The following is a 26742-nucleotide window of genomic DNA, read 5'->3' as shown; positions in this document are numbered from 1 at the left end:
GCGGACAATCGGAGGATGATCGGCGACGTGGACAGAACGCTCGTACTCGGACTCGGCGGCACCGTCGACTATGAGCTCAGGTGGGACTCATCGGTGTTCGACACGCTCGCGCATGCGCACGGCGTGCGGCGCCACGAGCTCACGACCACGGCGCCGATCGTCGACGAACGCTCGCTGCTGGTGGCAGTGCTCGCGTTCGTCGCCTCGGGCACGGGGGCGGAGCGATTCGTCGCCTCGTCCGAGGTGATCGAGGACTTCGTCTCGCATTTCGACTACGCGATCACACTCGGTGGCACCGGGGTGCGGGCGGGCCTCGTGCTCGACGCCCTCGGGCTCCCGAGCACCCAGCACCTCGTGAGCATCGACGACAACGTCCGGCGGCTGCTGCCCGACTCGATCTCGTACATCTGCTCGGCGACCGAGGACACCCTCGACCCGCACCTGATCGTGCAGTACCCGGTCGGCGCGCACGTGCGGCTCACCGACGGCGACGTGCTGTCGCCCGCGCCCAACCGGCTGATCTTCGCGAACGATCCGCCGAACCGGCGGATGCTCCTCTCTGCCGAACTGCCCGCGTCCCTGTCCGGCGCCGGGGTGTTCCTCGTCTCGGGATTCAACACGATGCAGGATCACGACCTGCTCGAGCTCAGACTCGCCGAGGTGCATCGGGCGATGCAGAGCCTGCCCGCCGACGCTCTCGTCTACTACGAGGACGCGGGCTTCTACACCCGCGACTTCGCCGACACGGTGCGACGACGCCTGCTGCCGCAGATCGACGTCTACGGCATGAACGAGGACGAGCTGCAGGAGTACCTCGGGCGCGCGGTCAACCTGCTCGACACGGCCGACGTCATCCGCGCGCTTCGCGAGGTTCAGACGATCATCCCCGCGCGGGCGCTGGTCGTGCACACGCGCTACTGGGCGATCGCGGTGGGGCCGGACGCCGGCCGCCACCGCTCCGCACTCGACTCCGCCGTGCGCGTCGCCGCCACCCGTTACCGCGTGGGCGACGGCCTCACCTCGGCCGACATCGATGACACGGCCGGGATGCCTCGTCACGGCGGAGGGGAGGCCCTCGTCAACGCGGTCGAGGCGGCGCTACCCGGTGCCGTCGGCGTTGCGGCGTTCTCGCTCGACGTCCCCACGCCGACCACGGTCGGTCTCGGCGACACATTCGTCGGCGGCTTCCTCGCCGGCGCGGTGCTCTCCAAGGAGAACGCATGAACCCCGTCCTGCTGCCGTCCAACAGACCCGCCGAGCGCTTCTACCGCGGAGGTGCGCGCATCAGCGCCTTCCGCGGCGAGGACGCCGTCGCGCCCCGCGAACCCGAGGACTGGATCGGCTCGACGACCACGGTCAACGGCGAACCCGAGCTCGGTCTCACCACCCTCCCGGACGGGCGAGTGCTCCGTGACGTGATCGTGCGGGATCCGGTCGCCTGGCTCGGCGACGAGCACGTCGCACGGTGGGGTGCCGACACGAGACTCCTGGTCAAGCTGCTGGATGCCGGTCAGCGACTGCCCGTGCACGCGCACCCGCACGACGACTTCGCGGCGACCCACCTCGGCCGACCGCACGGCAAGGCCGAGGCCTGGTACATCCTGCAGGGCGGCACGGTGCACGTCGGGCTTCGACAGGATGTCGAGGCATCCGATCTGGCGGCCCTCGTCGAGCGACAGGATGCGACGACGCTGCTCGGTCTGCTGCACGAGGTCGAGGTCGCTGCGGGAGACGTGGTGTGGGTGCCGCCGGGCGAGCTGCACGCGATCGGTGCCGGCGTGCTGCTGCTCGAGCTGCAACAGCCGGAAGATCTGTCGATCCTCCTCGAGTGGGGAGGCTTCGCGATCGACGGCGCCGCGGTCGGCCATCTCGGGATCGGCTTCGACCTCGCGCTCGCCGCGGTGACCACCCGCGCACGATCGGCCAGCACCCTCGCCGCACTCATCTCCACCGCCCCCGCGTCCGGATCCGCCTTCCCCGAGGCTGCCGATGAGTACTTCCGACTCGAGCGCATCCCTCTGCACGGAACAGCGACCGTCGATCAGGGCTTCTCGATCGTGATCGTGACCGACGGTGAGGTCGAGATCGGAGCGCAGCGACTCCGCAGCGGCTCGACCCTGCTCGTGCCCCACGCGGCCGGAGCACTCAAGGCGACAGGCGCGGGTGAGCTGCTCGTCGCACGTCCGCCGGCGCCCTGAGGCCGGAATCGACGCGGATTCTCCCCGGCTAGACTGGAGTCATGCCCGAACCGAAAGTCGCCAGCTTTCCGGCGATCCGTGGTGCGCTGAAGTTCTACCAGATCGCGTCGATCATCACCGGAGTCATGCTGCTCCTGCTGGTCGCCGAGATGGTGCTGAAGTACACGCCGATCCGACTCGAGCTCTTCGCGGGAGGATCCGGCGGCCTGCTGTGGTTCGCTCCCGTCGTCGAGGGCCCTGAGGGACTCGAATCGACCGGCGACGGACTCAACATCTCGCTCTCGATCCTCGTGGCGCACGGCTGGTTCTACGTCGTCTATCTCTTCGCGTGCTTCCGCATGTGGAGCCTGATGCGCTGGCCCTTCCTGCGCTTCATCCTGCTCGCGCTCGGCGGCGTGATCCCGCTGCTGTCGTTCTTCATGGAGGCCATCGTCGCTCGCGACGTCAAGGCCTATCTCGCTTCGAGGGAGGCCGCCGCGGCCTCCGCCCCTGCCACGGAAGGTGTCCGGTGACCGAACAGTCCGAGACCCAGCAGCGCCCCGCGCTCGTCGTCGATTTCGGCGCGCAGTACGCGCAGCTGATCGCCCGTCGAGTCCGTGAGGCCGGTGTCTACAGTGAGATCGTGCCGCACACCGCCACGGCCGCCGAGATCGCCGAGAAGAACCCCGTCGCGATCATCCTCTCGGGTGGTCCGTCGTCGGTGTACGAGGAGGGCGCTCCGCGCCTCGACCCCGCGGTCTTCGACCTGGGCGTTCCCACGCTGGGCATCTGCTACGGCTTCCAGTACATGGCGCAGACCCTCGGCGGCGAGGTCGCGAACACCGGCCTCCGCGAGTACGGCGCGACGGATGCCGTCATCTCGGGTGACGGCGGAACCCTGCTCGGCGGTCAGCCGGCAGAGCAGAACGTCTGGATGAGCCACGGCGACCAGGTCGCCAAGGCCCCGGAGGGCTTCGACGTGCTCGCCACGACCGACGCCACCAAGGTCGCCGCCTTCGCGAACGAGGAGCGCGGCTTCTACGGGGTGCAGTGGCACCCCGAGGTCAAGCACTCCGACCACGGTCAGCAGGTGCTGGAGAACTTCCTGCACAAGGGTGCCGGGCTCGCCTCCGACTGGAACAGCGGCAACGTGATCGCCGAACAGATCGAGCGCATCCGCGAGCAGGTCGGTGACGCCCGCGTCATCTCCGCACTCTCGGGTGGCGTCGACTCGGCCGTCTCGACGGCTCTCGTGCACAAGGCCATCGGCGACCAGCTCACTGCGGTGTTCGTCGACCATGGTCTGCTGCGCAAGGGCGAGCGCGAGCAGGTCGAGAAGGACTATGTCGAGTCCACCGGCGTGCGACTGATCACCGTCGACGCGGCCGACACCTTCCTCGGCCACCTCGAGGGAGTCACCGACCCCGAGGAGAAGCGCAAGATCATCGGGCGCGAGTTCATCCGCGCGTTCGAGAAGGTGCAGCTCGACCTCGTCGCCGAGGCCAAGGCCTCGGGCGGCGCTCCGGTCAAGTTCCTCGTGCAGGGCACGCTGTACCCCGACGTCGTCGAGTCCGGCGGCGGCGCGGGCACTGCGAACATCAAGTCGCACCACAACGTGGGCGGCCTCCCCGATGACCTCGACTTCGAGCTGATCGAGCCGCTCCGCGCCCTGTTCAAGGACGAGGTGCGTGCGATCGGCCGCGAGCTCGGCATCCCCGAGGCCATCGTCGGGCGTCAGCCGTTCCCCGGGCCCGGCCTCGGCATCCGCATCATCGGAGAGGTCACGCAGGATCGCCTCGAGATCCTCCGCGAGGCCGACGCGATCGCTCGCGAGGAGCTCACCAAGGCAGGTCTCGATCAGGACATCTGGCAGTGCCCGGTCGTGCTGCTCGCCGACGTCCGCTCGGTCGGCGTCCAGGGAGACGGCCGCACGTACGGCCACCCGATCGTGCTGCGTCCGGTGTCGAGCGAAGACGCCATGACCGCCGACTGGACGCGCCTGCCCTACGACGTGCTGTCGAAGATCTCCAACCGCATCACCAACGGTGTCCGCGACGTCAACCGCGTCGTGCTCGACGTGACCTCGAAGCCGCCGGGAACCATCGAGTGGGAGTGACGCAGGAGCTCCCACGCCGGTGACGACGAACGGGCACGGACCATCACGGTCCGTGCCCGTTCGCGGTATTTCGGGCAGGATGAGCCTATGACCAAGGCGCGGACGAAGATCACGGTTATCGGTGCGGGCAGCGTGGGGGTGAGCGTCGCCTATGCGGCGCTGATCCGGGGGAGTGCGGCCGAGGTCGCGCTCTACGACATCGCCACAGACAAGGTGGATGCCGAGGTGCTCGATCTCGCCCACGGCACGCAGTTCACCTCAGCGGCCGTGAGCGGCGGTTCCGATCTCTCCGTCGTCGAGGGCAGCGACGTGATCGTGGTGACCGCGGGTGCCAAGCAGCAGCCGGGGCAGACCCGCATGGAGCTTTCCGGGATCAACGCTCGTCTACTCGAGAAGCTCATGCCGCAGCTCGTCGAGCGTGCCCCGGACGCGGTCTTCATCATCGTCACCAACCCCGCCGATGTGATGACGGTCGTCGCGCAGCGCGTCTCGGGTCTCCCGCCGCATCGGGTGTTCGGGTCGGGCACCGTGCTCGACACGTCGCGGCTGCGCTGGCGCCTCGCGCATCGGGCGAACGTGAGCACTGCGAGCGTGCACGCCGACATCGTGGGCGAGCACGGCGACACGGAGTTCCCCCTGTGGTCGAATGCCACGATCGGCTCCGTCCCCATTCTCGACTGGCCCGCCGAGGAGCCGTTCACGGTCGAGGAACTCGACCGCATCGCGATCGAGGTGCGCGATGCCGCCTACGCCGTGATCCGCGGCAAGGGGGCGACGAACCTCGCGATCGGTGTCAGCTGCGCCCGCATCGCCGAGGCCGTGCTGCACGATGAGCGCGCCGTGCTCCCGGTCGCGACGGTGCTCGACGGCGAATACGGTCTGCAGGGAGTCGCCCTGTCGGTGCCGTCGGTCGTGGGTGCGGCGGGTGCGGTGCCGCTGGCGGAGACGCCCATGAGCGAGCACGAACGAGGGCTGCTGCAGGCCTCCGCCGACGCGATCCGGTCGGCGATCGACGAGCTCGGCTGACCCCGCCCGAAAGAATCTCGAGAAACTTCGGCGAGCGTGTCGATCCGGGGTGTTCTCGTTCGACGTCTTCAATGAGAGGGTCGAGAAGCGGCCCCACCCACCAAGGAGAACATCATGAAGTACATGCTGATCATGCGCTCGAACGACGAAGCAGTCGAGGCATACAAGGAGATGCCGTTCGAAGAGGTCATCGCGGCCATGGGCGCCTACAACGAGTCGATGATCAAGGCCGGCGTGCTGGCTGCGGGCGAGGGACTCAGCGACGCGGCCGAGGGCTTCGTGGTCGACTTCAGCGCCGAGACGCCGCTCATCACCGACGGGCCCTACGGAGAGACGAAGGAGCTGTTCAACGGCTTCTGGATCCTTGAGGTGTCCAGTCGCGAAGAGGCGGCGGAGTGGGCGAGCCGGGCACCGCTCGGCAAGGGGTCGTTCCTCGAGGTGCGTCGAGTGACCGACGAGTCCGACTTCCCGGCCGACAACGAGTGGATCGAGAAGGAGAAGGGCTGGCGCGAGGAGGAAGAGGCGCGTCGCGCCCAGCAGTGAGATGACGCACGACAGCGAGACGGCGCGCTCCGCATCCGACACGGGTGCCGCAGAGCGCGCCGTCGCGGCCGTGTGGCGCATCGAGTCCGCGAAGATCGTCGGCACCCTGACGAGGACGGTCGGTGACTTCGGCCTCGCGGAGGACCTCGCGCAGGAAGCGCTGCTGGATGCTCTGCATCAGTGGCCCGTCGATGGTGTGCCCCGCAACGGCGCTGCGTGGCTCACGGCCGTCGCGAAGCGCAAGGCGATCGACGGCTGGCGCCGCCGCGAGCGGCTGGACGACCGGATGGCTGTGCTCGCCCACGACCTGGAGCGCGAGCAGGCCGAGGCCGCGGATGCCGCCCCGTGGGACCCGGATGCCGTCGACGACGACGTGCTTCGACTGATCTTCATCGCGTGCCACCCCGTTCTCTCGCGAGAGGCGCAGGTGGCGCTGACGCTGCGGGTGGTGGGCGGTCTGTCGAGCGAGGAGATCGCTCGGGCGTTCCTCGTGCCGACAGCCACGGTGCAGCAGCGCATCGTCCGCGCGAAGAAGACCCTCGCGGTCGCGCAGGTGCCCTTCGAGATGCCTCCCCGCGACGAGCACACCGCGCGACTCGGCGCGATCCTCGGTGTGCTGTACCTGATCTTCAACGAGGGGCACGCGGCCAGCAGTGGTCCTGAGTGGATGCGCCCCGAGCTGAGCCTGGAAGCGATCCGACTCACGCGCGTGCTCGCGGCGCTGATGCCCCGAGAGCGCGACGTGCACAGCCTCCTCGCGCTCATGGAGCTGACCGCCACCCGGTTCCCCGCTCGCGTCGATGCGCACGGCGAACCCGTGCTGCTCGCCGACCAGGACCGGTGCCGCTGGGATCGCAGCCGTATCGCTCGTGGGCGTGCCGCCCTGGCGACCGCGGATTCGCTCGGTGCCGGCCGCGGACCCTACGGCCTGCAGGCGGCGATCGCCGAGTGCCACGCCCTCGCGGCATCCGTCGACGAGACCGACTGGGACCGCATCGTGGTGCTGTACGAGGCGCTCGGCCGCATCGCGCTGTCACCTGTGGTCGAGCTCAACCGCGCCGCAGCCGTGGCGATGGCGACCGGTCCGGCGTCCGCTCTGCGGATCATCGATCAGCTCGCCGCCTCGGGAGCTCTGGCCGGCTATCACCTGCTGCCCGCGACGCGCGGCGAGATGCTGCTCCGGCTCGGACGCGACGAGGAGGCTCGGGGCGAGTTCGCCGTCGCCGCCGCTCTCGCGGGCAACGATCGCGAACGGGCCGTGCTCGAGGCCAAGGCCCGGGCTCAGTGACAGCAGGTGCACGAAGAACCGCCCCCGTGGGAAGCGGTGCTTCCGACGAGGGCGGTTCTGTTCACCGCGCGATGCGCGATGTGGTCAGCTGCGGGCCTTGCTGCCGCGGTTGACGACCAGGCCGTAGATCAGCAGCACGATGATCGAGCCGCCGATGGCGAGGAGCCACGTGCCGAGGTCCCAGAACTCCGTGAGGGGACGGTTCAGGATCAGGCTTCCGAGCCATCCTCCGAGCAGCGCGCCCACGACGCCGAGCAGGAGGGTGATGAACCATCCGCCGCCCTGCTTGCCGGGAAGGATCAGCTTCGCGATGGCTCCGGCGATCAGGCCGAGAAGAAGGAATCCGAGAAAGCTCATGTTCAGCTCCTTTGTTTCGTGAGCCCCGGGGTGCCAGGGCTCGTGAGATCCACTGTGCCCTCCCAGCTGATTATCAGCCAACCCCTTGCGCTGAGGCCTTCGAGTATGCAAAGAGGCCCGCCTCCGGAAGGAGACGGGCCTCGTCGAGCGACCGAGGGTCAGTTGTTGCCGCGGGCGATCGCGATGATGCGCAGGATCTCGACGTAGAGCCAGACGACCGTGACCATGATGCCGAAGGCGCCGAGCCAGCCGTACTTGCGGGGAGCGCCGTTGCGCACGCCCTGCTGGATCTGGTCGAAGTCGAGCACCAGCGAGTACGCGGCCATGATGACCACGAGAACGCCGATGATGAGACCCAGCGGGATGCCGAGGATCTCGACCTTGCTGAGCAGACCGAAGGCCGCTCCCTCGCCGAGGACGCCGGTCCAGGTGAGGACCACGTTGAGCAGCGAGAAGACGAGGTAGCCGATCATGGCGATCATGAAGATCTTGGTGGCCTTCTTCGACGCGCGGATCTTGCCGCTCGCGAAGAGTGCCAGGGTCACGCCGACCACCGAGACGGTGGCGAGGGTGGCCTGGAAGACGATGCCGGGGTAGAGCACCTCGAAGAACGCCGAGATGCCACCGATGAAGAGACCCTCGAAGGCGGCGTACGCGAAGATCAGCGCGGGGCGCACCTTCTTGCGTGACGTGAACGAGATGACCATCGCGAGCACGAAGCCACCGAGTGCACCGACGATCCACGGCATCATCGAGACGCCCTGGTACGGGTTGCGCTCGAGGCCGCCGAGCGTCCACACCCAGCCGACGGCCGCGGTGACGAGAAGGATGGCGAAGAGTCCGGCGGTCTTCCAGACGGTGTCCTCGACGGACATGCGGTCGGTCTCGATGGCGCCGGCGGGCGGAGCGGCGTACATGCCCTCCAGCTGTGCGTTCGCGGCAGCGTCCATCGTGCCGTGCTGGAACGACGCGGCCTGTGCGCCCTGAGCGCCCTGCGGCGCACCCGGGTAGGTCGCGACGTTGCGCGGATCCTGCTGCTGGAACGCCGGGTTGTTGAAGGCGAAGTTGCTCATGTGGGCCTCACTCCAAAGTGGGTTGTAGGTCTCTTTCCTCAACGATAGCCGGAATGCCGGTTCATCAGGGTGTCCTACGCTGAGAGCGTGCCCAGGAAATCGCCTCTCGTGATCGGGCACCGCGGTGCGCCCGGTTACCGTCCCGAACACAGTCGCTCCTCCTACGAGCTCGCCCTCGCGATGGGGGTGGATGCGGTCGAACCCGATGTGGTGGCGACGAAGGACGGCGTGCTCGTCGTGCGGCATGAGAACGAGATCTCGGGTACGACGGATGTCTCCGAACATCCGGAGTTCGCCGAGCGCAAGACGACCAAGCGCGTCGACGGCGAGGCGCTCACCGGCTGGTTCACCGAGGACTTCACGTGGGACGAGCTCGCGACGCTGCGCAGTCGCGAACGTCTCCCCGAGGTGCGAGCGTCGAGTGCGAGTTTCAACGGGTCGCAGGGGATCCTCCGTCTCATCGACGTGCTCGACATCGTGCGAGCGGGGTCTGTCGAGTACGGCCGTGAGATCGGCGTCGTGCTCGAGGTCAAGCACGCGACGTACTTCGCGAGCGTCGGCCTGGACCTCGCGCCGCTCATCGACCGTGATCTGCGCGCCGCGGGGTGGGCGAACGGAGAGCTGCCGCTGATCGTGGAGTCGTTCGAATCCACGGTGCTCGCGCAGCTCAAGGAACGCGGGATCGCGGCATCCTACGTCTACCTGATCGAGGCGGCGGGGCGACCCTACGACCTCTTCGTCGCACACGGGTCGAAGGGGCAGACCTACAAGGACGCCGTCACCGCCCAGGGCCTCGACGGGTGGGCGGGGCTTGTCGACGGCATCAGCGTCGACAAGCGGATGCTCCTCGCGCGGGGCAACACGATCGTCGAAGACGCCCATGCCAGGGGGCTCACGGTCTTCACGTGGACGTGTCGGCCCGAGAACAGGTTCCTGGCGTCGGAGTTCCGTGCAGGTGGGGGCAAGAGCGCGTACGGCGACTACGAGGCCGAGTGGGGAGTCATCGCGCGCACCGGGGTCGACGGGGTGTTCGTCGACCATCCGGATCTCGGTGTCGGGTTCTTCCGAGACTAGGCGGCGTGCTCAGAGCGGGCCGAGCCGTCAGAGGGTGCGATCGAACGCGCCCTTGCGCGACACGATCTCCTTGCCGAGCGGCATCAGCGAGACGGGGACCATCTTGAAGTCGGCGATGCCCATCGGGATGCCGATGATCGTGACGCACAGCGCGAGGCCCGAGACGATGTGTCCGATGGCGAGCCACCAGCCGGCCAGGATCACCCAGAGGACGTTGCCGAGGAAGGACCCGACGCCCGACGTCGGCTTGCTCACGATCTCGCGCCCGAACGGCCAGATCGCGTAGCGGGCGATGCGGAACGACGCGATCGCCCACGGGATCGTCACGATCGGGATGCACAGCAGGATGCCCGCGAGCATGTACCCGAGGAAGAGGCCGAGTCCGGCGAAGATCAGCCAGATGATGTTCAGGATCGTGCGCACGACACGATCCTCGCACCGTCGCCTGAGCATCTGCCGGTTCGCCGTGGATCCGTTTCGGCCTCCCGGGATCGGGCCGCTGTCGATGCCAGACTGACCGCATGACCGGAATCATCGTCGACAGCGTCAGCAGATCCTTCGGGAGCGTCCACGCGGTACGAGCCGCGACATTACAGGCGGAACCGGGGCGGGTGACCGGATTGGTGGGCCCCAACGGCGCGGGCAAGACGACGCTGCTGCTCATGCTCGCGTCTTTGCTGGCTCCCGACGCCGGCACCATCCGCATCGGCGGGGTGGATCCCTCTGAGGACCCGCTCGCTGCTCGGCGGCTGCTCGGATGGATGCCGGATTCCCTCGGCGCGTGGCCCTCGCTGACCGCTCGCGAGACGATCACGACGACGGCGCGGCTGTACGGCATCCCGCCGGCGGAGGCCGCAGCCAGGGCGTCGCATCTGCTCGAACTGGTGGATCTCGGTGCTCTCGCCGACTCGCCTGCGAAGGTGCTCTCCCGCGGCCAGAAGCAGAAGCTCGGCCTCGCCCGCGCGCTCGTGCATGATCCGCAGGTGCTGCTGCTCGATGAGCCGGCGTCGGGGCTCGACCCGGAGGCGCGCATCCAGCTGCGGGTGCTGCTGCGACGATTCGCCGCAGAGGGGCGCACGGTGCTGATCTCGAGCCACATCCTCTCGGAGCTGGAGGAGGTCGTCGACGACGCCGTCTTCCTCGTCGCGGGTTCGGTCGTCGATGCCGCTCCCGCGCAGGCGACGGGTCGGGCCTGGCGGATCCGGCTCGTGGGGGCGGATGCTGCTCGGCAGAACGCGGACTCCTGGCAGGTGGCGCAGACGCTCGGCATCCCCGTCGAGTCGCTCGGTGCCGACCGCGGGGGAGTGCTCGTCGGCTTCGAGACCGAGGATGCGGCCGCGCTCGGTCTGCACGCCCTGGTGCACGCAGGACTCAGGGTGTCGGAGTTCGCGCCGGCGCAGAGCGCGCTCGAGCACACGTTCCTCGCCCTGAACCACCAGGCTGCGGCGGCGGCCGCCGCAGCCGCCTCGGCGCCACCGGCACCACCGACGGCACCGCCGCCCCCGCCTGCCGTCCCGAACGCCGAGGAGGCGGGAGCATGAGCCTCACGAACATCCGCATCATCGCCCGTCTCGAGCTGACCCAGCGGCTGCGCAGCGTCGGCTGGTACATCCTGCTCGGCGTCTTCGCCGTCGTCCTGATCGGTGTGACGGCGCTCTCCTTCGCGGTCTACGCCTGGGGTGAGTTCATCGGCGCCGGCGTGTTCTCGATCGTCGTGAACATGGTGCTCCTCCTGGTCGCGCTCGTCTCGCCCACGCTGAGCGGAAACGCCATCAACGGCGACCGCGAGGCGGCGACCCTCGCAGCCGTGCAGGTGACCGCGGTCTCGACCGGCGACATCATGCTCGGCAAGCTCGTCGCCGCCGTGGCGACCGGCTTCGCCTTCCTGATCGTCGCGATCCCGTTCCTGGCGATCTCGCTGCTCGGGGGAGGATCGAACCCGCTCGTGCTGCTCGTGTCGCTGCTCGTGCTCGTGGTCGAGATCATCATCGTCGCGGCGATCGGGGTGGGTCTCAGCGGTCTGATCGCTCGGCCTCTGTTCTCGGTCGCGACCACGTACCTCGTTGTGGCCGGACTCACGATCGGAACCCTCATCCTCTTCGCGCTCGGCGGCATGGCGATCCGCACCGAGACGACGCAGTACAGCCGGCCGTACGACGATGTGGGCAACGTCGACTGCGAGTCGTGGGACACCTACACGACCGAGGTGCCCCGCTTCGACCTCGTCTGGTGGGTGCTCGCGGCGAACCCCTTCGTGGTGCTCGCCGATGCGACGCCGACGGAGTTCAGCGCGGACGGCTACCCGGTCGACATGTTCGGTCAGATCAAGCTCGGCGTGCGCAGCGCGCAGCAGTCCCCGATCGATCAGCGCTGGGACGAGTGCTCGTCCGAGCCGTACGACTATCCGACCCCGCAGGAGATCATCGACAGCACGGTGCCGAGCTGGTTCGTGGGCCTGGGGGTGCAGATCGTGATCGCCGGCGCGCTGTTCGCCGGAGCCTGGTCGCGCACCCGGACTCCCGCCAAGCGGCTGCCCCCGGGGACGCGCATCGCCTGAGCGGATGCCGGTGAACGGCGGATGATGAACGGCCACTCGCCGTTCACCGTCCGTGCACCGGGGAGTCGTCGGGACGCCATGCGGAATCGGTGGTGTGGGGTGATACCCGTCTGCCTTCCTCAGGAGCCCCATGTTCCGCCTGCACTCCGCGGCTGCGATCACGACGGTGTGCGCGCTCAGCGCCGCCGCTCTGCTCGCCGTTCCGCTCGCCGCCACCGGCGCCGAATCCGGTGTCCGCATCAACGAAGTCGAGTCCAACGGGGGCACGCCCGGGGACTGGATCGAGTTCGTCAACACGTCGGCCGTCGCGGTCGACCTCAGCGGCTACGTCGTCAAGGACAACGGTGAGGACGAGTCCTACACGTTCCCCGAGGGGACGATCGTCGAGCCCGGCGCCTATCTCGTGCTCGACCAGGTGGCGGCGGGAGGCGACGGATTCACCTTCGGGCTCGGCAAGGAAGACCAGGTGCGCCTGTTCGACCCGAGCGCCGCGCTCGTCGACGAGACATCGTGGGCGGCTCACGCTGCGGTCACGTGGGGTGCGCGCGAGGTCGAGGGCACCGTGGGATGGGCGGAGACGTCCGAGTCGACGAAGGGCGCGGCGAACGTGTTCGCGGCCGACAACCCGCTCGGCGGCAGCATCGTCATCAACGAGGTGGACTCGCAGCCGGCGGACTGGGTCGAGTTCTACAACGCGGGCGATGCCGCTCTCGACATCTCGGGATACGAGATCCGTGACAACTCCGACGACCACCGCTGGCAGTTCCTGCCGGGCACCGAGATCGCCGCGGGCGAGTTCCTCGTCGTCGAGGAAGGCTCGATCGGACTGGTCGACGGCGTCGAGACCGCGTTCCGCGATCCGATCGGAATCGGCAGCGCCGACCGCATCCGTCTCTTCGATGAGGCCGGCGTGCAGATCGACGACACGCTCCCGTGGACCGGGCACGCCGCGATCGACGGCGACGTGATCGCCGCGACGCTCGCGCGCTGCCCCGACGGCGAGGGAGCCTTCGTGCTCGCGTACTCGACTCCGGGGGCGGCGAACTCCTGCGTCATGCCCGATGTCGTGATCAACGAGATCGAGTCCAATGGCGACGTGACCGACTGGGTCGAGGTCGTCAACGCCGGCAGCACTGCTGTCGACCTCTCGGGCTGGACCGTGATGGACGGCGACCCGGTCGGCCACGCCGCCGAGACGACACAGCTCCCCGCGGGCACCGTGCTCGCACCCGGCGCCTACTTCGTCTTCGACCAGCCGAAGGACTTCGTGTTCGGCCTGGGCAACGGCGACACGGTCACCCTGCGCGACGCCACCCTGAACGTCGTCGACGAGCACGTGTACGCGGCGCATGCCGCGGGCGTGCTCGCGCGCTGCGCGGACGGCAGCGGCGACTTCGTCGACATCGCGGTCTCGACCAAGGGCCAGCGCAACGCGTGCGGCAACCCGGTGCGGATCAACGAGGTCGAGTCCGACGGCGGATCGCCCGGCGACTGGATCGAGCTCGTCAACCCGACCTCGTCGGTCCTCGACGTCGCGGGTGTGGTCGTGAAGGACGACGACGACACCCACTCGTACGTCATCCCGGCCGCCTCCACGATCGCCGCGGGCGGCTACCTCGTCATCGAGGGCGCCGATCTCGGCTTCGGCCTCGGCGAGGGCGACACCGTGCGCGTGTTCGACGGCGACCTGCTCGTCGACTCCACCACCTGGGGCGCGGGGCATGCGACGACCACGTGGGGGCGCTGCCCCGACATCACCGGCGCCTTCGCCGTGACCGCGGAGAGCACGAAGGGCGCGGCGAACGTCTGCGCCGGCGAGATCGCCGTCTCGACGTGGCCGGGTTCTGCCGACGTCCGCGTGCTCGACACCGCGCCGACCTTCCTCGAGGACAGCTCCGGTCTCGACGTGCAGGAGACGGCCGACGGCTCGTTCCTCTGGGCGGTCGACAACGGTGAGGGACGCATCTGGAAGCTCGAGGCTCACGCAGACGGGTCGTTCTCTCAGATCGACGGCTGGGAGTCGGGCAAGCGCGTGCGATTCCAGCGGGATGCGGCGAACCCGGGAGCTGCAGGGCCCGACACCGAGGGGATCACGGTCGACGGTGACGGCTTCGTGTACGTCGCCTCCGAGCGCGACAACAGTGCCAAGGGCGTCAACCAGAACACGGTTCTGAAGGTCGACCCCGAAGCCGGCAGCGGCGACCTCGTCGCGCAGCAGGAGTGGGACCTCACCTCGCTGCTGCCCGCGGTGGGTGCGAACCTCGGCATGGAGGCCGTGCAGTGGGTACCCGACAGTGCACTCGACGGTGCGCTCTTCGACACCAACACGGGCGCGGCCTACGACTCGGCGGACTACGCCGGGCACGGCGACGGGCTGTTCTTCGTCGCGGTCGAGGACAACGGACACGTCTATGCGTTCGCGCTCGGTTCCGACGGCGCGGCGACGCTCGTGTCGGAGATCGCACCAGGTCTCGCGGGGGTCATGGCCCTCGATTACGACAGTGTGCTCGACGTGCTCTGGGCCGTCTGCGACGACGGATGCCACGGGCAGTCCGCGCAGATCACGCTGAACGGCACGGCGACGCCCGGCATCGCGCACTTCGCCCGCCCTGCGGGAATGCCCGACATCAACAACGAGGGCTTCGCCACCGCTCCCGCCTCGCTCTCGGTCGAGGGTCAGCGCCCGGTGTGGTGGTTCGCCGACGGCTTCGCGTCCGAGGCGTTGCGGGTCGGGACCCTTCCGGGAGCAACGGGAGAGAACCCCGGCGAGAACCCGGGGGAGAACCCGGGGGAGAACCCCGGCCAGAATCCGCCGCTTCCCGGCAGTGCGCTCACCGACGGCAACCGCAACGGCGTCACGGTGAACCCGGCGGTCGCGGCGCGCGGATCGCAGGTCACGGTGACGGCGGGCGGTGACAGCGCCGGTGACGAGATCTCGGTCTGGATGTACTCCGACCCTGTGCAGCTCGCATCCGGCTCGGCAACCGCATCCGGCGCGCTCACGGTGACGATCCCGACGGATGCCGCGCTCGGCGCTCATCGGATCGCGGTCTACTCCGCGACGGGCGACCTGATCGGCTGGGCCGACATCCGCATCACCGAACCCGGCGGACTCGCCGCGACGGGCGCGGACGTGCCTGCTGCGCTGATCGCCCTCGCGCTGATGCTGATGGTCGCCGGCGTGCTGATCGTCCGTCGACGCAGGAGCACCCTCTGAGTCGGACCCCTCCGACACGACGACGGGGAGGATGCGCGGGGAATCGTGCATCCTCTCTCGTCGCCGTGCGGGCCTCGGCATGCTGAGCGCTCCCGGACGAGACGCTCACCCGCGGTCGGTGTCGGTGGCGCGGCTTAGACTCATAAGGCCATGACCGAAGCCCCCCTCATCGTCCCCGGATCCGTCGGCCCTCGCCCCACTGGGGAACAGGGGCAGGACGACCTCCTCGCCGGCCTCAACCCTCAGCAGCTCGAAGCCGTGACCTATCGCGGCCCCGCGCTGCTCATCGTCGCGGGAGCAGGGTCGGGAAAGACGAGCGTGCTCACCCGCCGCATCGCCTCGCTGCTGCGTGCGCGAGAGGCCTGGCCGAGCCAGATCCTCGCCATCACCTTCACCAACAAGGCGGCGGGCGAGATGCGAGAGCGCGTCGAGGCGATCGTCGGCGACGCGGCGAGAGGCATGTGGATCTCGACCTTCCACTCCGCGTGCGTGCGCATCCTGCGCCGAGAGGCCCAGCAGTTCGGGTTCACCAAGTCGTTCACGATCTACGACTCCGGTGACTCCCGTGCGCTCATCAAGCGTCTGGTCAAGGAGCACGAGGCGGACGCCTACGGTCTGACCCCCGCGTCCGTGCAGTCCCGTATCTCGAAGCTCAAGAACGAGCTGTCGGATGCCGATGCCTATGCGCGCCAGGCCAACATGAGCGACCCGGCGGAGCGGATCTTCGTCGAGCTGTTCGCCGACTACCAGCGCCAGCTGCAGAAGGCCAACGCCTTCGACTTCGACGACCTGATCGGACAGACGGTCTACCTGTTCCGCGCGTTCCCGCAGGTCGCCGACACCTACCGCCGGCGTTTCCGCCACATCCTGGTCGACGAGTACCAGGACACGAACCACGCCCAGTACGCGCTGATCCACGAGCTCACCCGGCCGGTGTCGGGCGACGCCCCCGACCCGTATGCCTCGAACGGCATGATGATTTTCGAGCCCGAGACGACCCCCGAGCTCGAGGGCGCGTCGCTCACGGTGGTCGGCGACTCCGATCAGTCGATCTACGCGTTCCGCGGCGCCGACATCCGCAACATCAGCGAGTTCGAGCGGGACTTCCCCGGAGCGCGCGTGGTGCTCCTCGAGCAGAACTACCGTTCGACCCAGAACATCCTCTCGGCTGCGAACTCGGTGATCGGCAACAACTTCGATCGCAAGGACAAGAAGCTCTGGAGCGACAAGGGCGACGGCGACATGATCGTCGGCTTCACCGGGTACTCGCAGCACGACGAGGCCCAGTTCGTCGCCGACGAGGTCGAGGCACTGCGCCGGTCGGGCATGCCGTACTCCGAGATGGCTGTCTTCTACCGCACCAATTCGCAGTCCCGTGCGCTCGAGGAGATCTTCATCCGCTCGGCCGTGCCCTACAAGATCATGGGCGGCACGAAATTCTACGATCGCGCCGAGATCAAGGATGCGCTCGCCTACCTCGTCGCGGTGTCGAACCCCGCAGACGAGATGGCTGTGCGGCGCATCCTCAACAAGCCGAAACGCGGTATCGGCGACGTCACCGAGACCACGATCGCGCGCTTCGCCGAGGAACACGGCATCACGTTCCGCCAGGCGCTGTCCGTGCCCGATCAGCTCGGCTTCGGTCCGAAGATCCAGGCCGGGATCGCTCAGCTCGACGCGGTGCTCGCCGAGGCGACCGAGATCATGCTCCCCGCCTCCGGCGAGGTGCCCGCGCCGACGGCGGTCGCCGACGGGCTGAACGTTCTTCTGTCCAAGAGCGGGTATCTCGACGCACTGCGTGCGAGCCGTGACCCTCAGGACGAGGCGCGTGTCGAAAACCTCGACGAGTTCGTCGCCGTCGCGCGCGACTTCGCCCGCAACAACCCCGACGGCACGATCGTCGACTTCCTCACCGAGGTCGCGCTCGTCTCGGACGCCGACGACCTCGACGACGAGTCCGGCTCGGTCTCGATGATGACGATGCACACGGCGAAGGGCCTCGAGTACGACGCCGTCTTCGTCACGGGCGTCGAAGAGGATCTGATTCCGCACCGCATCTCGGCGGGGGAGCCCGGTGGTCCGCAGGAGGAGCGTCGACTCTTCTACGTCGGCATCACACGTGCGCGCAAGCGCCTGCACCTGTCTCTCGCGATGACCCGCGCCCAGTTCGGCGAGGTCTCGGTCGCGATGCCCAGCCGGTTCCTGCAGGAGATTCCCGCGGGGCTCATCGACTGGCGGCAGTCGCCGGGCGATGTGAACTCGCGTGGGGGAATGCAGTCGCGCGCGCTCAATGCGCGCCGCGCCGGAGGATTCGGCGGGTCGGGCTCGGGCGACCGTTTCGCGGTCACGCAGCTCCCCGGACGCGACTCGCTCAAGCCGCTGTCGACCGCGATGGACAAGTTCCCCAACCGGGTGACGGCGAAGATGCGCGACAACGGCGACCTCGAGCTGGCCGCGGGCGATCGCATCCGGCACTCCGATTTCGGGGAGGGGCGCGTCGACGCGGTCACGGGCGAGGGCGCGAAGCGCATCGCGCACGTGCGCTTCGATTCGGCAGGACAGAAGAAGCTCCTGATCAAGGTCGCGCCGATCGAGAAGATCTGAGCGGGTTCGCGGGTTAGGCTGGCTGATATGGCCCTGTTCTCCCGCCGCAAGAAGTCCGCTGACGACGCCGTCGCCGACCAGATCGAGACCCAGACCGAGTCCGAGGAGTCGGCCGCCGACGCTCCCGAAGAGACGGATGCCGCGTCCGAAGCGCCGGAGGCCGCCGAGGCCGCCCCGACCATCGGCATCTCCGTGCAGGCGTTCCGTGGAGTGGGCGCTGAGGCAGGCCCCGAGGTCGCGCTCCCGAGCCCCGACGCGTCGCCTGCTTCCCCTGCCTCGGCCACAGCCCCGGTTGCTCCGGCGGCGCCTGCGGCCGCCCCGGCGCCGGAGCCCGAGCGCCGCCTCCCGCTGGGCCCGACACTGCCGCCGGAGCAGACCGAGACGGTCGCCGGCATGAAAGACAACGTCCTGCTGCGAGAGTCGCTCAAGCAGGTCGAGCAGGGGGCCACGAACGAGCAGCTCCTCGGCGTGCTGCGCCAGGCGCTGCAGGCGCACCTGTACATCCGTGTGAACGGCGACGCCCGTGCCCAGATCAGCGAGGGCAAGCCCCTGGCCGTCGCCGTCGTCCGAGACGGCGACCGTCAGTTCATGCTCGCCTTCAGCTCGGCAGCCGCCGTCCGCGACTCCGTGCAGCTCGAGAAGGACCCGGCCGCGACGTCCGCCGTCGCGCAGCCGACCACCTCGGTGCTGCAGCAGGTCGTCGCGGGGGAGTTCGCGGGTCTCATCGTCGACAACGCGTCGGCCCCGCACCGTGTGGTGTTCCCCACCGAGCTGCTGCAGAAGGCACTCGAGCAGGCCGACGTCGACATGACGGTCAAGTCGCTCATCGCCGCGCCCCGTGAGCAGGACACCGCGGCCAAGGTCGGCGAGGCGCTCGCCACGAAGCGCATGTGGGTCGCCGTCAACGAGGGCGACGGCAGCGGACAGGTGGGCATCGCCGAGGCGCAGACGCCCGAAGGCAAGCGATTCCTGCAGCTCTTCTCGCACCCGTTGGAGGTGCTCGCGCTCGGCCGCGGCGATCGCCCGCTGCCCTTCGAACCCGAGCAGCTGGCCAAGCTGCTCTCCAGCCACCTCGACATGGCGGGCGTCATCATCGACCCCGCGGGGCCGAGCATCGTCGTCGAGCGCGACGCCCTGACCTCGGTGCTCATCCTGGCCGTCGACCTCGACGCCTGACGGTCTTCCGCGCGCTGCACGTGCGCCCTAGGGTCGGAGCATGGCCTCAGAACGCGTGACCCTGTCCGTCGTCGATCCGGACGGTGAGCGCGAGGTCGTGCTCTCGAGCCCGAACAAGGTCGTGTGGCCGAAGGTCGGCATCACGAAGGCCGAACTCGCGGAGTACTTCCAGCTCGTCGGCGCACCCTTCCTCGAGGCGAACGGCAACCGACCGGTCTCTCTCGAGAGGTTCCGAGACGGCATGGGCAGCGAGGGTTTCTTCTCGAAGAACCCGCCCAAGGGCACGCCCGACTACGTCGACGCGGTGACGGTCACGTACAACAGCGGGCGACGGCATCCGCAGATCGTGCTCAACCGCCCGAGCGCGATCGTGTGGGCGGCGCAGATGAACACGATCGTGTTCCATCCGTGGGCGTCACTCGCCTCCGACCCCGACAATCCCGTCGAGCTGCGGATCGACCTCGACCCTCAGCCCGGCACGGGGTTCGCCGACGCGATCCCGGCTGCGCACGCGCTGCGCGAGGTGCTGCGCGAGGTGGGGTTGGAGGCGTTCGTGAAGACGAGCGGCAACCGCGGGCTGCATGTGTTCGCCCCGATCGAGCCGACCCATGAGTTCCTCGACGTCCGCCACGCGGTGATCGCGGCCGGGCGCGAGTTGGAGCGGCGGATGCCCGAACAGGTCACGATGAACTGGTGGAAGGAGGAACGAGGAGAGCGCATCTTCATCGACTTCAACCAGGCGAACCGTGATCGCACGATGGCCGGCGCCTACAGTCCCCGAGCTCTGCCGGAGGCGACGGTCTCGACGCCCGTGCACTGGGAGGAGCTCGAGGGGCTCGACCCGCAGGCGTTCACGGTCCGCAGCATCCCGAAGCGGCTCGCAGAGGTCGGGGATCCGTGGGCCGGGAAGCAGAGCGCGCCCGGCCGCATCGACACTCTGCTCGACTGGTGGGAGCGCGACAGGGAGGCCGGGCTCGGCGAGCTGTCGTTCCCGCCCGAGTTCCCCAAGATGCCGGGCGAGCCCCCACGCGTGCAGCCGAGCAAGAAGGTCGCCGCGAACTGGGACGAGAACGGCGACCCGGTCGACGAGTGACCGTCAGCCGATGACGTCGGCGAGGTCGTACCCGTCGACGGTGTCGAGCTGATCGTACGTGCACGAGCGCGCGTCGCGGTCGGGACGCCAGCGCTCGAACTGCACGGTGTGGCGGAAACGGGCTCCTTCGAGCTGGTCGTAGCGAACCTCGAGCACCAGCTCCGGGCGAAGCCGCACGAACGACACGTCCTTCGAGCCACTGAAGCGCGAGCGCTCGCCTTCGCCTGTGACGGCGTCGCCGGCGTCGTCGCGTTCCACGAGCGGCGCGAGTTCATCGACGAGCTCCCGGCGTCGCGCGTCGCTCCATGCCGCGACACCGCCCACCTGACGCAGCGTGCCGTCGGAGTCGTACAGCCCGACGAGCAGCGACCCGACGCCGGAGCCCGACTTGTGGATGCGGTAGCCGAGGGCGACGACGTCGGCGGTGCGCGCGTGCTTGATCTTGATGAGAGTGCGCTTGCCCGGGGCGTACGGCTGATCGAGGGGCTTCGCGACGACGCCGTCGAGCCCTGCTCCTTCGAACTCCGCGAGCCAGCGCACGGCGGCGTCGCGGTCGCGGGTGGTGCGGGTGATGTGCAGCGGATGCTCGACATCGGCCATGAGCGACTCGAGGCGCGCGCGTCGCTCGGCGAACGGGGCGCTCAGCAGATCCTCGTCCCCGAGGGCGAGCAGATCGAACGCGATGAACATCGCCGGGGTCTCGTCGGCGAGCTTGGCGACCCGTGACGCGGCGGGGTGGATGCGCTGGCTCAGTGCCTCCCAGTCGAGGCGCTGTGCGCCGTCGGGTCCGGTGGCGACCACGATCTCGCCGTCGAGCAGGCAGGGTCCCGGCAGCACTCGGGGGATCGCCTCGACGAGCTCGGGGAAGTACCGCGTCAACGGCTTCGCCCCGCGTGAGCCGATCTCGACGGTCTCGCCGTCCCACGAGATCAGTCCGCGGAATCCGTCCCACTTCGGTTCGAACAGCAGCCCGCCCGTCGTCTTCGCGGGGTCGGGGACGGATGCTGCCGCCTTCGCCAGCATGGGGGAGGGGATGTCGTAGCGCATGGGTCCATCCTGGCGGTGTCGGCGCTGCGGCAGAAGGGGTGTCGCTCGCGAACGTTCGTCAGGCGAAGAGGTCGTCGAGGGTCACGCGGGTGCCCGCATCCTTCAACGCGGTGCGTGCGGCGTGCCACCCTGCCATGCCGTTCACGCCGGGGCCCGGCGGAGTCGAGGCCGAGGCGAGGTACACGCCGCGCATCGGCGTGCGCCACGGCGCCGTGCCGAGCACCGGCCGGCGCAGCGCCTGCGGGATCGTGAACGCGCCGCCGAGGATGTCTCCGCCGATCTCCGACGGGTTGATCGCCTCGCGAGACGAGGCGGGTACCGAGTGGTGCGCCAGGATCAGGTCGCGGAATCCCGGTGCGAAGCGCTCGACCTGACGCGTGATCAGCTCCGTCGCGTCGAGGTCGGAGTTCTGCGGCACATGGATGTAGGCCCACAGCACGGCCTTGCCCTCGGGCGCTCTACTGGGGTCGAAGACCGACGGCTGCACGGTGAGCGCATACGGCCGATCGCTGATCCGGCCACGGGCGACCGCATTCTCGCTCTCCCAGACCTCGGCCGCGGTTCCGCCGATGTGCACGGTCGGCGACTGCGCGACATCCGGGTTCGTCCAGGGGATGGGGCCGTCGAGCGCGAAGTCGACCTTGGCGGCGGCCGGGCCGTAGCGGTACCCGCGGATCGCTCGCGCGTATCCGGCGGGGATGTCGGGGTGGGTGAGGGCCAGACGCGGCGACGTGTTCAGCAGCAGCAGGTCGCCACGGGCGGGGTCGCCCCAGTCGAGCGCACTCAGGTCCGTGACGTGCACGCCTGACTCGACGGACCCGCCGTGCGCCTCGATGTCGGCGACCATGCTGTCGGCTATGCGCTGGGCTCCGCCGCGCGGGTACATCCATCCGCCGGCGTGCGCCTGTGCGGCCAGCAGCAGACCCGCCGCCGCTCCAGCGAGCGAGGGGAGAGGGGTGTTGGCGTGGGCCAGGACCCCCGACATCAGACCGGCAGCCTCGTCGGTGCGGAACGTGCGCCTGGCGAGCGGCGTGCCCTGGTCGAGCATCCGCAGTGCGAAGCGCAGCGCTGTGATCGGCTCGCGGGGAACACGGAGCATCTGGTTGCCCGTGAAGTCGACGACACCCTCGACGTGGGTGCTCAGCGGACGCAGCAGTGAGAGCCACGCCTGCTCGTCGACGCCGAGGCCCGCGGCGGTGCGCTCGATGTCGCGCCAGGCGATGCCGGCACGGCCGTCGTCGAGAGGATGCGCGTACGAGATGTCGGGGGTGATCCACTCGATCCGCTCTGCGAGGCCGAAAGCCTGGAAGAAGGGTGACGACAGCGCTGCCGGAAGCACGGCCGCGCAGACGTCGTGTCGGAAGCCGGGGAGCGTGGATTCGGCGGTGCGCACACCGCCGCCGATGGTGCTCGCTGCCTCGAGGACGCGCACCTCGTAGCCGGCGCGAGCGAGGGCCACGGCGGCGGCGAGGCCGTTCGGGCCGGAACCGATGATCGTCGCGCGTGCCATGCGGCCAGTCTTCCACGTCTGGGCGTGAGATCCTTGAGGAGATGAATGAAGTTCAGGGCCCGACCCCCACAGGCACCTCCCGTCCGTACCGAACCCTCGCGGAGGCGCTCCGCGCGCACCGCATCGCCGAAGCGAACCACGAGTTCATCACGGCGATCACGGATGCCATCGGCATCTCCTCCTACATCGACCGCGGCCGCTACATCGAGGCGATCCGCCGTGGTGAGGGCGCCGCGCTGCACATCGGCAAGACCTACACCAACGGCTTCACCGAAGACGAGGTCGTCGTCATCGGCTCGACGCCGCTGCGTCTGCAGCCGAGCGAAGGCCGCGCACCGTTCTTCTTCGTGACGCACCCGAGCGAGTTCCGCCCGATCGCGCCGGTCAAGGCCAAGCGGTCGACCACCCCGCGCGTCGCCGCGGCGCCGAAGGTGCAGCGCACGCCGAAGTTCGTCGAACGCGACTACGGCGTGTGCGACGTCTGCTTCATGGTGAAGACGCCCGCCGGCGGGTGCGGCTGCGACTGATCGTCGGACCCGCTCGCCCGCCCGCCCGGCCGTTCAGGCGAAGGCGCTCATCCCGGTGATGTCGCGTCCGAGCAGCAGGGCCTGCACGCTCTCGGTGCCCTCGTAGGTGTGGATCGCCTCGATGTCGGCCATGTGCTGCATCACGCCGTTCTCGAGCAGGATGCCGTTGCCGCCGAGCAGGTCACGGGCGACGGACGCCACGCGCCGCGCGGCACGCGTGTTGTGGAACTTGGCCAGGGACGCCTGCGTGGGCCGGAGCTCGCCCGCGGTCTCGAGGTCGGCGAGGCGGCGGCAGTAGAGCTGCATCGCGGTGAGGTCCTCGAGCATGTGCGTGAGCCGCTCCTGCACCATCTGGAACTTCGCCAGCGGCTTGCCGAACTGGATGCGCTCCTTCGAGTAGGCGAGGGCGGCCTCGTAGCAGGCGGTCGCGTGACCGAGCGCCGACCATGCCACGCCCGAGCGGGTCGCGTAGAGCACGATCGAGGCGTCCTTGAAGCTCTTCGTCCCCGGCAGCACGGAGTTCAGCGGCACGCGCACGTCGTCGAGCGCGATGTGCGCCTGGTGGATGGCGCGCAGCGACGCCTTGCCGCGGATCGGCGTCCCCGTGTATCCGGGTGTCTCCTGCTCGACGAGGAAGCAGCGCACGGCGCCGTGCTCGGCCGCGGTCTCATCGTCGACGCGGGCCCACACGAAGGTGATGCCGCCCGAGGCGCCGTTGCCGATCCACTTCTTCGCGCCGCGGATGACCCATTCGTCGCCGTCACGCCTGGCCACCGTCTCGAGCGAGACGGAGTCCGACCCGTGGTCGGGCTCGGTGAGGGCGAAGGAGCCGAAGACCGAGCCGTCGGCGAGAGCAGTCAGCCACTTCTCCTGCTGCTCATCCGAACCGAACAGGGCGAGAGTGCGCAGCGCCAGACCGCCCTGCACGGCGAGCACGGTGCCGAGCGACCCGTCGCCGCGCGAGATCTCCATGTTCACGAGGCCGGCGGCGAGGGGAGAGAGTCGGGTCAGCGACGGATGCTCGATGCCGTCGACGACGAGATCCATCTCGCCCATGCGGCGGGCGGCGTCGAGAGGGTACTCGGCGCGGTCCCAGGCATCCGCCATCTGCGGCCCGACCTCGTCGATGTACGCCTTCGCGCGGTCCCAGGCCGAGCGGTCGGCGTCGGGGATGTCGGCGAAGACGGCGTAGTAGTCGCTGTCCTGTCGTCCGGTGACGTCGTACGACGAGACGCGCTCGCCGGGGAAGGGGGAGGCTGCGGTGCTCATGGTGACTCCTTCGTGGCACCAAGTATCGTACTCCTCGATACTCGGTTCCACGACTCCGGGTGCGACGGAGCCCGCGCGCGGTCAGAAGACCTGAGTCAGTCCGGTTGCGCCTCGGTCGGGTGGGGCTCAGTCGAGTTGCGTGCGCAGGCGCCGGGTGACCTCGGCGATCGGCATCGAACGGGGGAACACCGCGACGACGACATCGTCCGGCGCCTCGGCGACTGCTTCGGAGGGCACGCCGTATCGGCGGCGGACATCGGCGAGGGCCGTCTGCAGCGTCGAGAGCGGCACCTTCTTCTTGCCGCGCAGCAGCTGGCGCAGAACGTGGTTGTGCACGGCGGTGACGAGGGCGGAGAATCCGACCGCATCCAGAGGGTCGATGCCGGGAAGCGAGCTGCGCAGGTAGTCGTCGAACAGCCGCTCGTAGCGGAACACCGTGATGATCTCGCGCTCACGGAGCACGGGCACCTGGCGGACGATCTGATAGCGGCGACGCGCGAGCTCCGGGTCGTGCGCGAAGTGGGCGAAGACCGACTCGGATGCCGCACACACTGCACCCCAGGGATCGTCGTGCCCCTCGGCGAGGAATGACCGCAGCTGCTCGAGCAGCACCTCGTGGTCGGCGAAGACGACATCCTCTTTGCCGCCGAACTGGCGGAAGAACGTCGAACGCGAGACCCCCGCGGCCTTCGCGATCTGCTCGACGGAGGTCTGGTCGAAGCCCTGTGATGCGAAGAGCTCGAGTGCAGCGGCCACGACGCCGGTGCGCAGTTCTGCGGATTCGTGCATGGGACGAGCCTAGACCTCGGCTTCGAGCACCGCAGACGTTGCGTCTACGATGAGCGGGTATGCGTCCAGGGTGGGATGAATGATGATTGTGCTGCGTAGTTGGGCTGCTCGTGTTGCCGCGGTGGTGTGTGTGCTGGGAGTCGTGCTGGTGCCGAGTGCGGCGGCAGCGCAGGACTTCTCGGGCGGTGGGCCCCTCTGGTACATGGATGCGATGAAGATTCAGGCGATCCATGATGCCGGGATCACGGGGGAGGGCGTGACGATCGCTGTGTTCGACGGCGCGCTCAACCCGGAGATCGCGAACCTTCAGGGTGCCGAGGTAGAAGTGCGGCAGCTCGACGTCTGCCCGGATCCGCTCGCGGCGGCGGCATCGGACTTCGAAGCACTCCGGCACGGCACGTCGGTCGCGTCGCTGATCGTCGGAAACGGCACTGCTGACAGCGGGGAGGGGCCCGTCGGAATCGCGCCTGGAGCCCGCATCCTCTACTACGGCTCGCTTCAGGAGGGCTGTGAGGGAAATCCGTTCCCCGCAGCGCTCGACGACGCGGTCGATCAGGGAGCAGACATCGTGACCATGTCCGGCGGCAACGGGCGACTGGTCGAAGAGCTCTCGCAGGAATCCGCCGACGGTGTAGCAGCCGCGCTGCGAGCTGGCGTCCTTGTGGTGGCGAGTCTCCCCAACGTGGACTCGGTGTGGGAAGGAGAGCTCGGGAAGATCAACGGCGTGGTGAACGTGGCCTCCGTGGATGCCACTGCTCAGGCGGCCAAGGCGCGGAACGGCTCGGACATGATGAACGACGACGTCGATGTCGCGGCCCCGGGGGTCGACGTTGCTGGCGTGGGTTGGGATCGAACGTGGGGGATGTCCACATGGTCCGGCAACTCCGCAGCTACGCCCATCGTCGCTGGGCTCCTCGCGCTGGCGAAGGAGAAATGGCCGGACGCGACCGCATCACAGCTCCTGCAGTCCTTGATCCGCAACACGGGGTCTGCTCCGCATGAGCTGCAGTGGTCCAACACGTTCGGACACGGGACGGTGAACGCGACTCGCGTGCTGCAAGAGAACCCAGCGCAGTATCCGGACGAGAATCCCCTGTTCACCGACGGCCAGTCGCCGACGTTCGACGAGGTCTATTCGGCGCCGGAGCCGTCTGCATCCGAGGCGCCGAATGCGCAGGCCAACGCCGGGCCGGGAGTACTGCCGTGGGCGCTCGCAGGTGGTGGGGCGGTCGTGGTCGTCGTGGCGGTGACGCTCATCCTCGTCATCCGCAGAAGACGCGGACGTGGTGTCGCGACGGG

At 68.9% G+C, this 26742-nt stretch carries 23 protein-coding genes; 16 read left to right on the top strand and 7 right to left on the bottom strand.

The features are described from left to right. Positions 1–15 precede the first annotated feature (15 nt). The 7 genes from ACTJKH_RS06880 (at position 16) to ACTJKH_RS06850 (ending at position 7150) form a co-directional block, all read left to right on the top strand. Entirely contained in the window at positions 16–1224 is a 1209-nt protein-coding gene (locus ACTJKH_RS06880) for an ADP-dependent glucokinase/phosphofructokinase (protein ID WP_440736296.1), read from the top strand. Continuing rightward, positions 1221–2198: a class I mannose-6-phosphate isomerase gene (locus ACTJKH_RS06875; RefSeq protein ID WP_440736295.1), complete on the top strand. Its 978-nt coding sequence runs from the start codon at positions 1221–1223 to the stop codon at positions 2196–2198. Before ACTJKH_RS06880 ends, ACTJKH_RS06875 begins: the two co-directional genes overlap by 4 nt. A gap of 41 nt (positions 2199–2239) precedes the next feature. Then, on the top strand, positions 2240–2710 hold the full coding sequence (locus tag ACTJKH_RS06870) for a DUF3817 domain-containing protein (RefSeq protein WP_440736294.1): 471 nt from the start codon (positions 2240–2242) through the stop codon (positions 2708–2710). Further along, positions 2707–4293, top strand: a complete 1587-nt coding sequence (gene guaA / locus ACTJKH_RS06865) for a glutamine-hydrolyzing GMP synthase (RefSeq protein WP_210097228.1) — start codon at positions 2707–2709, stop codon at positions 4291–4293. The genes ACTJKH_RS06870 and guaA overlap by 4 nt, the downstream gene beginning before the upstream one ends. 87 nt (positions 4294–4380) lie before the next feature. Beyond that, complete coding sequence (locus ACTJKH_RS06860) at positions 4381–5319, top strand: L-lactate dehydrogenase (protein ID WP_440736293.1); 939 nt, start codon at positions 4381–4383, stop codon at positions 5317–5319. Positions 5320–5433: 114 nt separating this feature from the next. Then, entirely contained in the window at positions 5434–5862 is a 429-nt protein-coding gene (locus tag ACTJKH_RS06855; RefSeq protein ID WP_210097230.1) for a YciI family protein, read from the top strand. A gap of 1 nt (position 5863) precedes the next feature. Next, on the top strand, positions 5864–7150 hold the full coding sequence (locus ACTJKH_RS06850) for an RNA polymerase sigma factor (RefSeq protein WP_440736292.1): 1287 nt from the start codon (positions 5864–5866) through the stop codon (positions 7148–7150). An 84-nt stretch (positions 7151–7234) separates the two neighbouring features. Here the strand turns inward: ACTJKH_RS06850 and ACTJKH_RS06845 are convergent, their stop codons facing one another. Beyond that, positions 7235–7507, bottom strand: a complete 273-nt coding sequence (locus tag ACTJKH_RS06845; RefSeq protein WP_210097234.1) for a GlsB/YeaQ/YmgE family stress response membrane protein — start codon at positions 7505–7507, stop codon at positions 7235–7237. A 158-nt stretch (positions 7508–7665) separates the two neighbouring features. After that, positions 7666–8580, bottom strand: coding sequence for a Bax inhibitor-1/YccA family protein (locus tag ACTJKH_RS06840; RefSeq protein ID WP_440736291.1), 915 nt, complete (start codon positions 8578–8580; stop codon positions 7666–7668). Positions 8581–8667: 87 nt separating this feature from the next. Between ACTJKH_RS06840 and ACTJKH_RS06835 the strand changes: the two genes are divergently transcribed. Continuing rightward, a complete protein-coding gene (locus tag ACTJKH_RS06835; RefSeq protein ID WP_440736290.1) occupies positions 8668–9654 on the top strand; it encodes a glycerophosphodiester phosphodiesterase family protein in 987 nt (328 codons plus the stop codon). Between the two features lie 27 nt (positions 9655–9681). Here the strand turns inward: ACTJKH_RS06835 and ACTJKH_RS06830 are convergent, their stop codons facing one another. Further along, positions 9682–10077 carry a YccF domain-containing protein gene (locus ACTJKH_RS06830; protein WP_210097236.1) on the bottom strand — a complete coding sequence of 132 codons (396 nt, stop codon included), beginning with the start codon at positions 10075–10077 and terminating at the stop codon, positions 9682–9684. Positions 10078–10175: 98 nt separating this feature from the next. Between ACTJKH_RS06830 and ACTJKH_RS06825 the strand changes: the two genes are divergently transcribed. The 6 genes from ACTJKH_RS06825 (at position 10176) to ligD (ending at position 20301) form a co-directional block, all read left to right on the top strand. Beyond that, a complete protein-coding gene (locus tag ACTJKH_RS06825; RefSeq protein WP_440736289.1) occupies positions 10176–11195 on the top strand; it encodes an ABC transporter ATP-binding protein in 1020 nt (339 codons plus the stop codon). Continuing rightward, positions 11192–12211, top strand: a complete 1020-nt coding sequence (locus tag ACTJKH_RS06820; protein WP_440736288.1) for an ABC transporter permease — start codon at positions 11192–11194, stop codon at positions 12209–12211. Before ACTJKH_RS06825 ends, ACTJKH_RS06820 begins: the two co-directional genes overlap by 4 nt. 130 nt (positions 12212–12341) lie before the next feature. Beyond that, complete coding sequence (locus ACTJKH_RS06815) at positions 12342–15428, top strand: lamin tail domain-containing protein (protein WP_440736287.1); 3087 nt, start codon at positions 12342–12344, stop codon at positions 15426–15428. A gap of 150 nt (positions 15429–15578) precedes the next feature. Next, positions 15579–18032 carry an ATP-dependent helicase gene (locus ACTJKH_RS06810; RefSeq protein ID WP_440736286.1) on the top strand — a complete coding sequence of 818 codons (2454 nt, stop codon included), beginning with the start codon at positions 15579–15581 and terminating at the stop codon, positions 18030–18032. 27 nt (positions 18033–18059) lie between these two features. Beyond that, positions 18060–19208: an SseB family protein gene (locus ACTJKH_RS06805; RefSeq protein WP_440736285.1), complete on the top strand. Its 1149-nt coding sequence runs from the start codon at positions 18060–18062 to the stop codon at positions 19206–19208. A gap of 40 nt (positions 19209–19248) precedes the next feature. Beyond that, a complete protein-coding gene (ligD, locus tag ACTJKH_RS06800; protein WP_440736284.1) occupies positions 19249–20301 on the top strand; it encodes a non-homologous end-joining DNA ligase in 1053 nt (350 codons plus the stop codon). Positions 20302–20304: 3 nt separating this feature from the next. Here ligD and ACTJKH_RS06795 read toward each other — a convergent pair whose 3' ends face one another. After that, on the bottom strand, positions 20305–21348 hold the full coding sequence (locus ACTJKH_RS06795) for an ATP-dependent DNA ligase (protein ID WP_440736283.1): 1044 nt from the start codon (positions 21346–21348) through the stop codon (positions 20305–20307). A gap of 58 nt (positions 21349–21406) precedes the next feature. Continuing rightward, positions 21407–22858, bottom strand: coding sequence for a phytoene desaturase family protein (locus ACTJKH_RS06790; protein ID WP_440736282.1), 1452 nt, complete (start codon positions 22856–22858; stop codon positions 21407–21409). A 41-nt stretch (positions 22859–22899) separates the two neighbouring features. Here ACTJKH_RS06790 and ACTJKH_RS06785 point away from each other — a divergent pair, with 41 nt between their 5' ends. Next, positions 22900–23385 carry a hypothetical protein gene (locus ACTJKH_RS06785; protein ID WP_440736281.1) on the top strand — a complete coding sequence of 162 codons (486 nt, stop codon included), beginning with the start codon at positions 22900–22902 and terminating at the stop codon, positions 23383–23385. A gap of 33 nt (positions 23386–23418) precedes the next feature. On the opposite strand, the gene ACTJKH_RS06780 is transcribed toward ACTJKH_RS06785, so the two are convergent. Both ACTJKH_RS06780 and ACTJKH_RS06775 read right to left on the bottom strand, forming a co-directional pair. After that, complete coding sequence (locus ACTJKH_RS06780) at positions 23419–24654, bottom strand: acyl-CoA dehydrogenase family protein (protein ID WP_440736280.1); 1236 nt, start codon at positions 24652–24654, stop codon at positions 23419–23421. 126 nt (positions 24655–24780) lie between these two features. After that, positions 24781–25443, bottom strand: a complete 663-nt coding sequence (locus tag ACTJKH_RS06775) for a TetR/AcrR family transcriptional regulator (RefSeq protein ID WP_056508423.1) — start codon at positions 25441–25443, stop codon at positions 24781–24783. Between the two features lie 79 nt (positions 25444–25522). Between ACTJKH_RS06775 and ACTJKH_RS06770 the strand changes: the two genes are divergently transcribed. Next, on the top strand, positions 25523–26742 hold a 1220-nt coding region (locus ACTJKH_RS06770; RefSeq protein ID WP_440736279.1), incomplete at its 3' end, for a S8 family peptidase.

The organism is Microbacterium sp. 22215, assembly GCF_052045655.1.
Taxonomy (GTDB): Bacteria; Actinomycetota; Actinomycetes; order Actinomycetales; family Microbacteriaceae; genus Microbacterium; species Microbacterium phyllosphaerae.
Note: the sequence above shows the minus strand (reverse complement) of the source record. Positions and strands in the feature narration are given on the sequence as shown.

Bases quoted from the DNA above. Each gene is read 5' to 3' on its own strand.
- ACTJKH_RS06880 (WP_440736296.1), top strand. From the start codon at position 16: ATGATCGGCGACGTGGACAGAACGCTCGTACTCGGACTCGGCGGCACC.
- ACTJKH_RS06875 (WP_440736295.1), top strand. From the start codon at position 1,221: ATGAACCCCGTCCTGCTGCCGTCCAACAGACCCGCCGAGCGCTTCTAC.
- ACTJKH_RS06870 (WP_440736294.1), top strand. From the start codon at position 2,240: ATGCCCGAACCGAAAGTCGCCAGCTTTCCGGCGATCCGTGGTGCGCTG.
- ACTJKH_RS06860 (WP_440736293.1), top strand. From the start codon at position 4,381: ATGACCAAGGCGCGGACGAAGATCACGGTTATCGGTGCGGGCAGCGTG.
- ACTJKH_RS06855 (WP_210097230.1), top strand. From the start codon at position 5,434: ATGAAGTACATGCTGATCATGCGCTCGAACGACGAAGCAGTCGAGGCA.
- ACTJKH_RS06850 (WP_440736292.1), top strand. From the start codon at position 5,864: ATGACGCACGACAGCGAGACGGCGCGCTCCGCATCCGACACGGGTGCC.
- ACTJKH_RS06845 (WP_210097234.1), bottom strand. From the start codon at position 7,507: ATGAGCTTTCTCGGATTCCTTCTTCTCGGCCTGATCGCCGGAGCCATC.
- ACTJKH_RS06840 (WP_440736291.1), bottom strand. From the start codon at position 8,580: ATGAGCAACTTCGCCTTCAACAACCCGGCGTTCCAGCAGCAGGATCCG.
- ACTJKH_RS06825 (WP_440736289.1), top strand. From the start codon at position 10,176: ATGACCGGAATCATCGTCGACAGCGTCAGCAGATCCTTCGGGAGCGTC.
- ACTJKH_RS06820 (WP_440736288.1), top strand. From the start codon at position 11,192: ATGAGCCTCACGAACATCCGCATCATCGCCCGTCTCGAGCTGACCCAG.
- ACTJKH_RS06815 (WP_440736287.1), top strand. From the start codon at position 12,342: ATGTTCCGCCTGCACTCCGCGGCTGCGATCACGACGGTGTGCGCGCTC.
- ACTJKH_RS06810 (WP_440736286.1), top strand. From the start codon at position 15,579: ATGACCGAAGCCCCCCTCATCGTCCCCGGATCCGTCGGCCCTCGCCCC.
- ACTJKH_RS06805 (WP_440736285.1), top strand. From the start codon at position 18,060: ATGGCCCTGTTCTCCCGCCGCAAGAAGTCCGCTGACGACGCCGTCGCC.
- ligD (WP_440736284.1), top strand. From the start codon at position 19,249: ATGGCCTCAGAACGCGTGACCCTGTCCGTCGTCGATCCGGACGGTGAG.
- ACTJKH_RS06795 (WP_440736283.1), bottom strand. From the start codon at position 21,348: ATGCGCTACGACATCCCCTCCCCCATGCTGGCGAAGGCGGCAGCATCC.
- ACTJKH_RS06790 (WP_440736282.1), bottom strand. From the start codon at position 22,858: ATGGCACGCGCGACGATCATCGGTTCCGGCCCGAACGGCCTCGCCGCC.
- ACTJKH_RS06785 (WP_440736281.1), top strand. From the start codon at position 22,900: ATGAATGAAGTTCAGGGCCCGACCCCCACAGGCACCTCCCGTCCGTAC.
- ACTJKH_RS06780 (WP_440736280.1), bottom strand. From the start codon at position 24,654: ATGAGCACCGCAGCCTCCCCCTTCCCCGGCGAGCGCGTCTCGTCGTAC.
- ACTJKH_RS06775 (WP_056508423.1), bottom strand. From the start codon at position 25,443: ATGCACGAATCCGCAGAACTGCGCACCGGCGTCGTGGCCGCTGCACTC.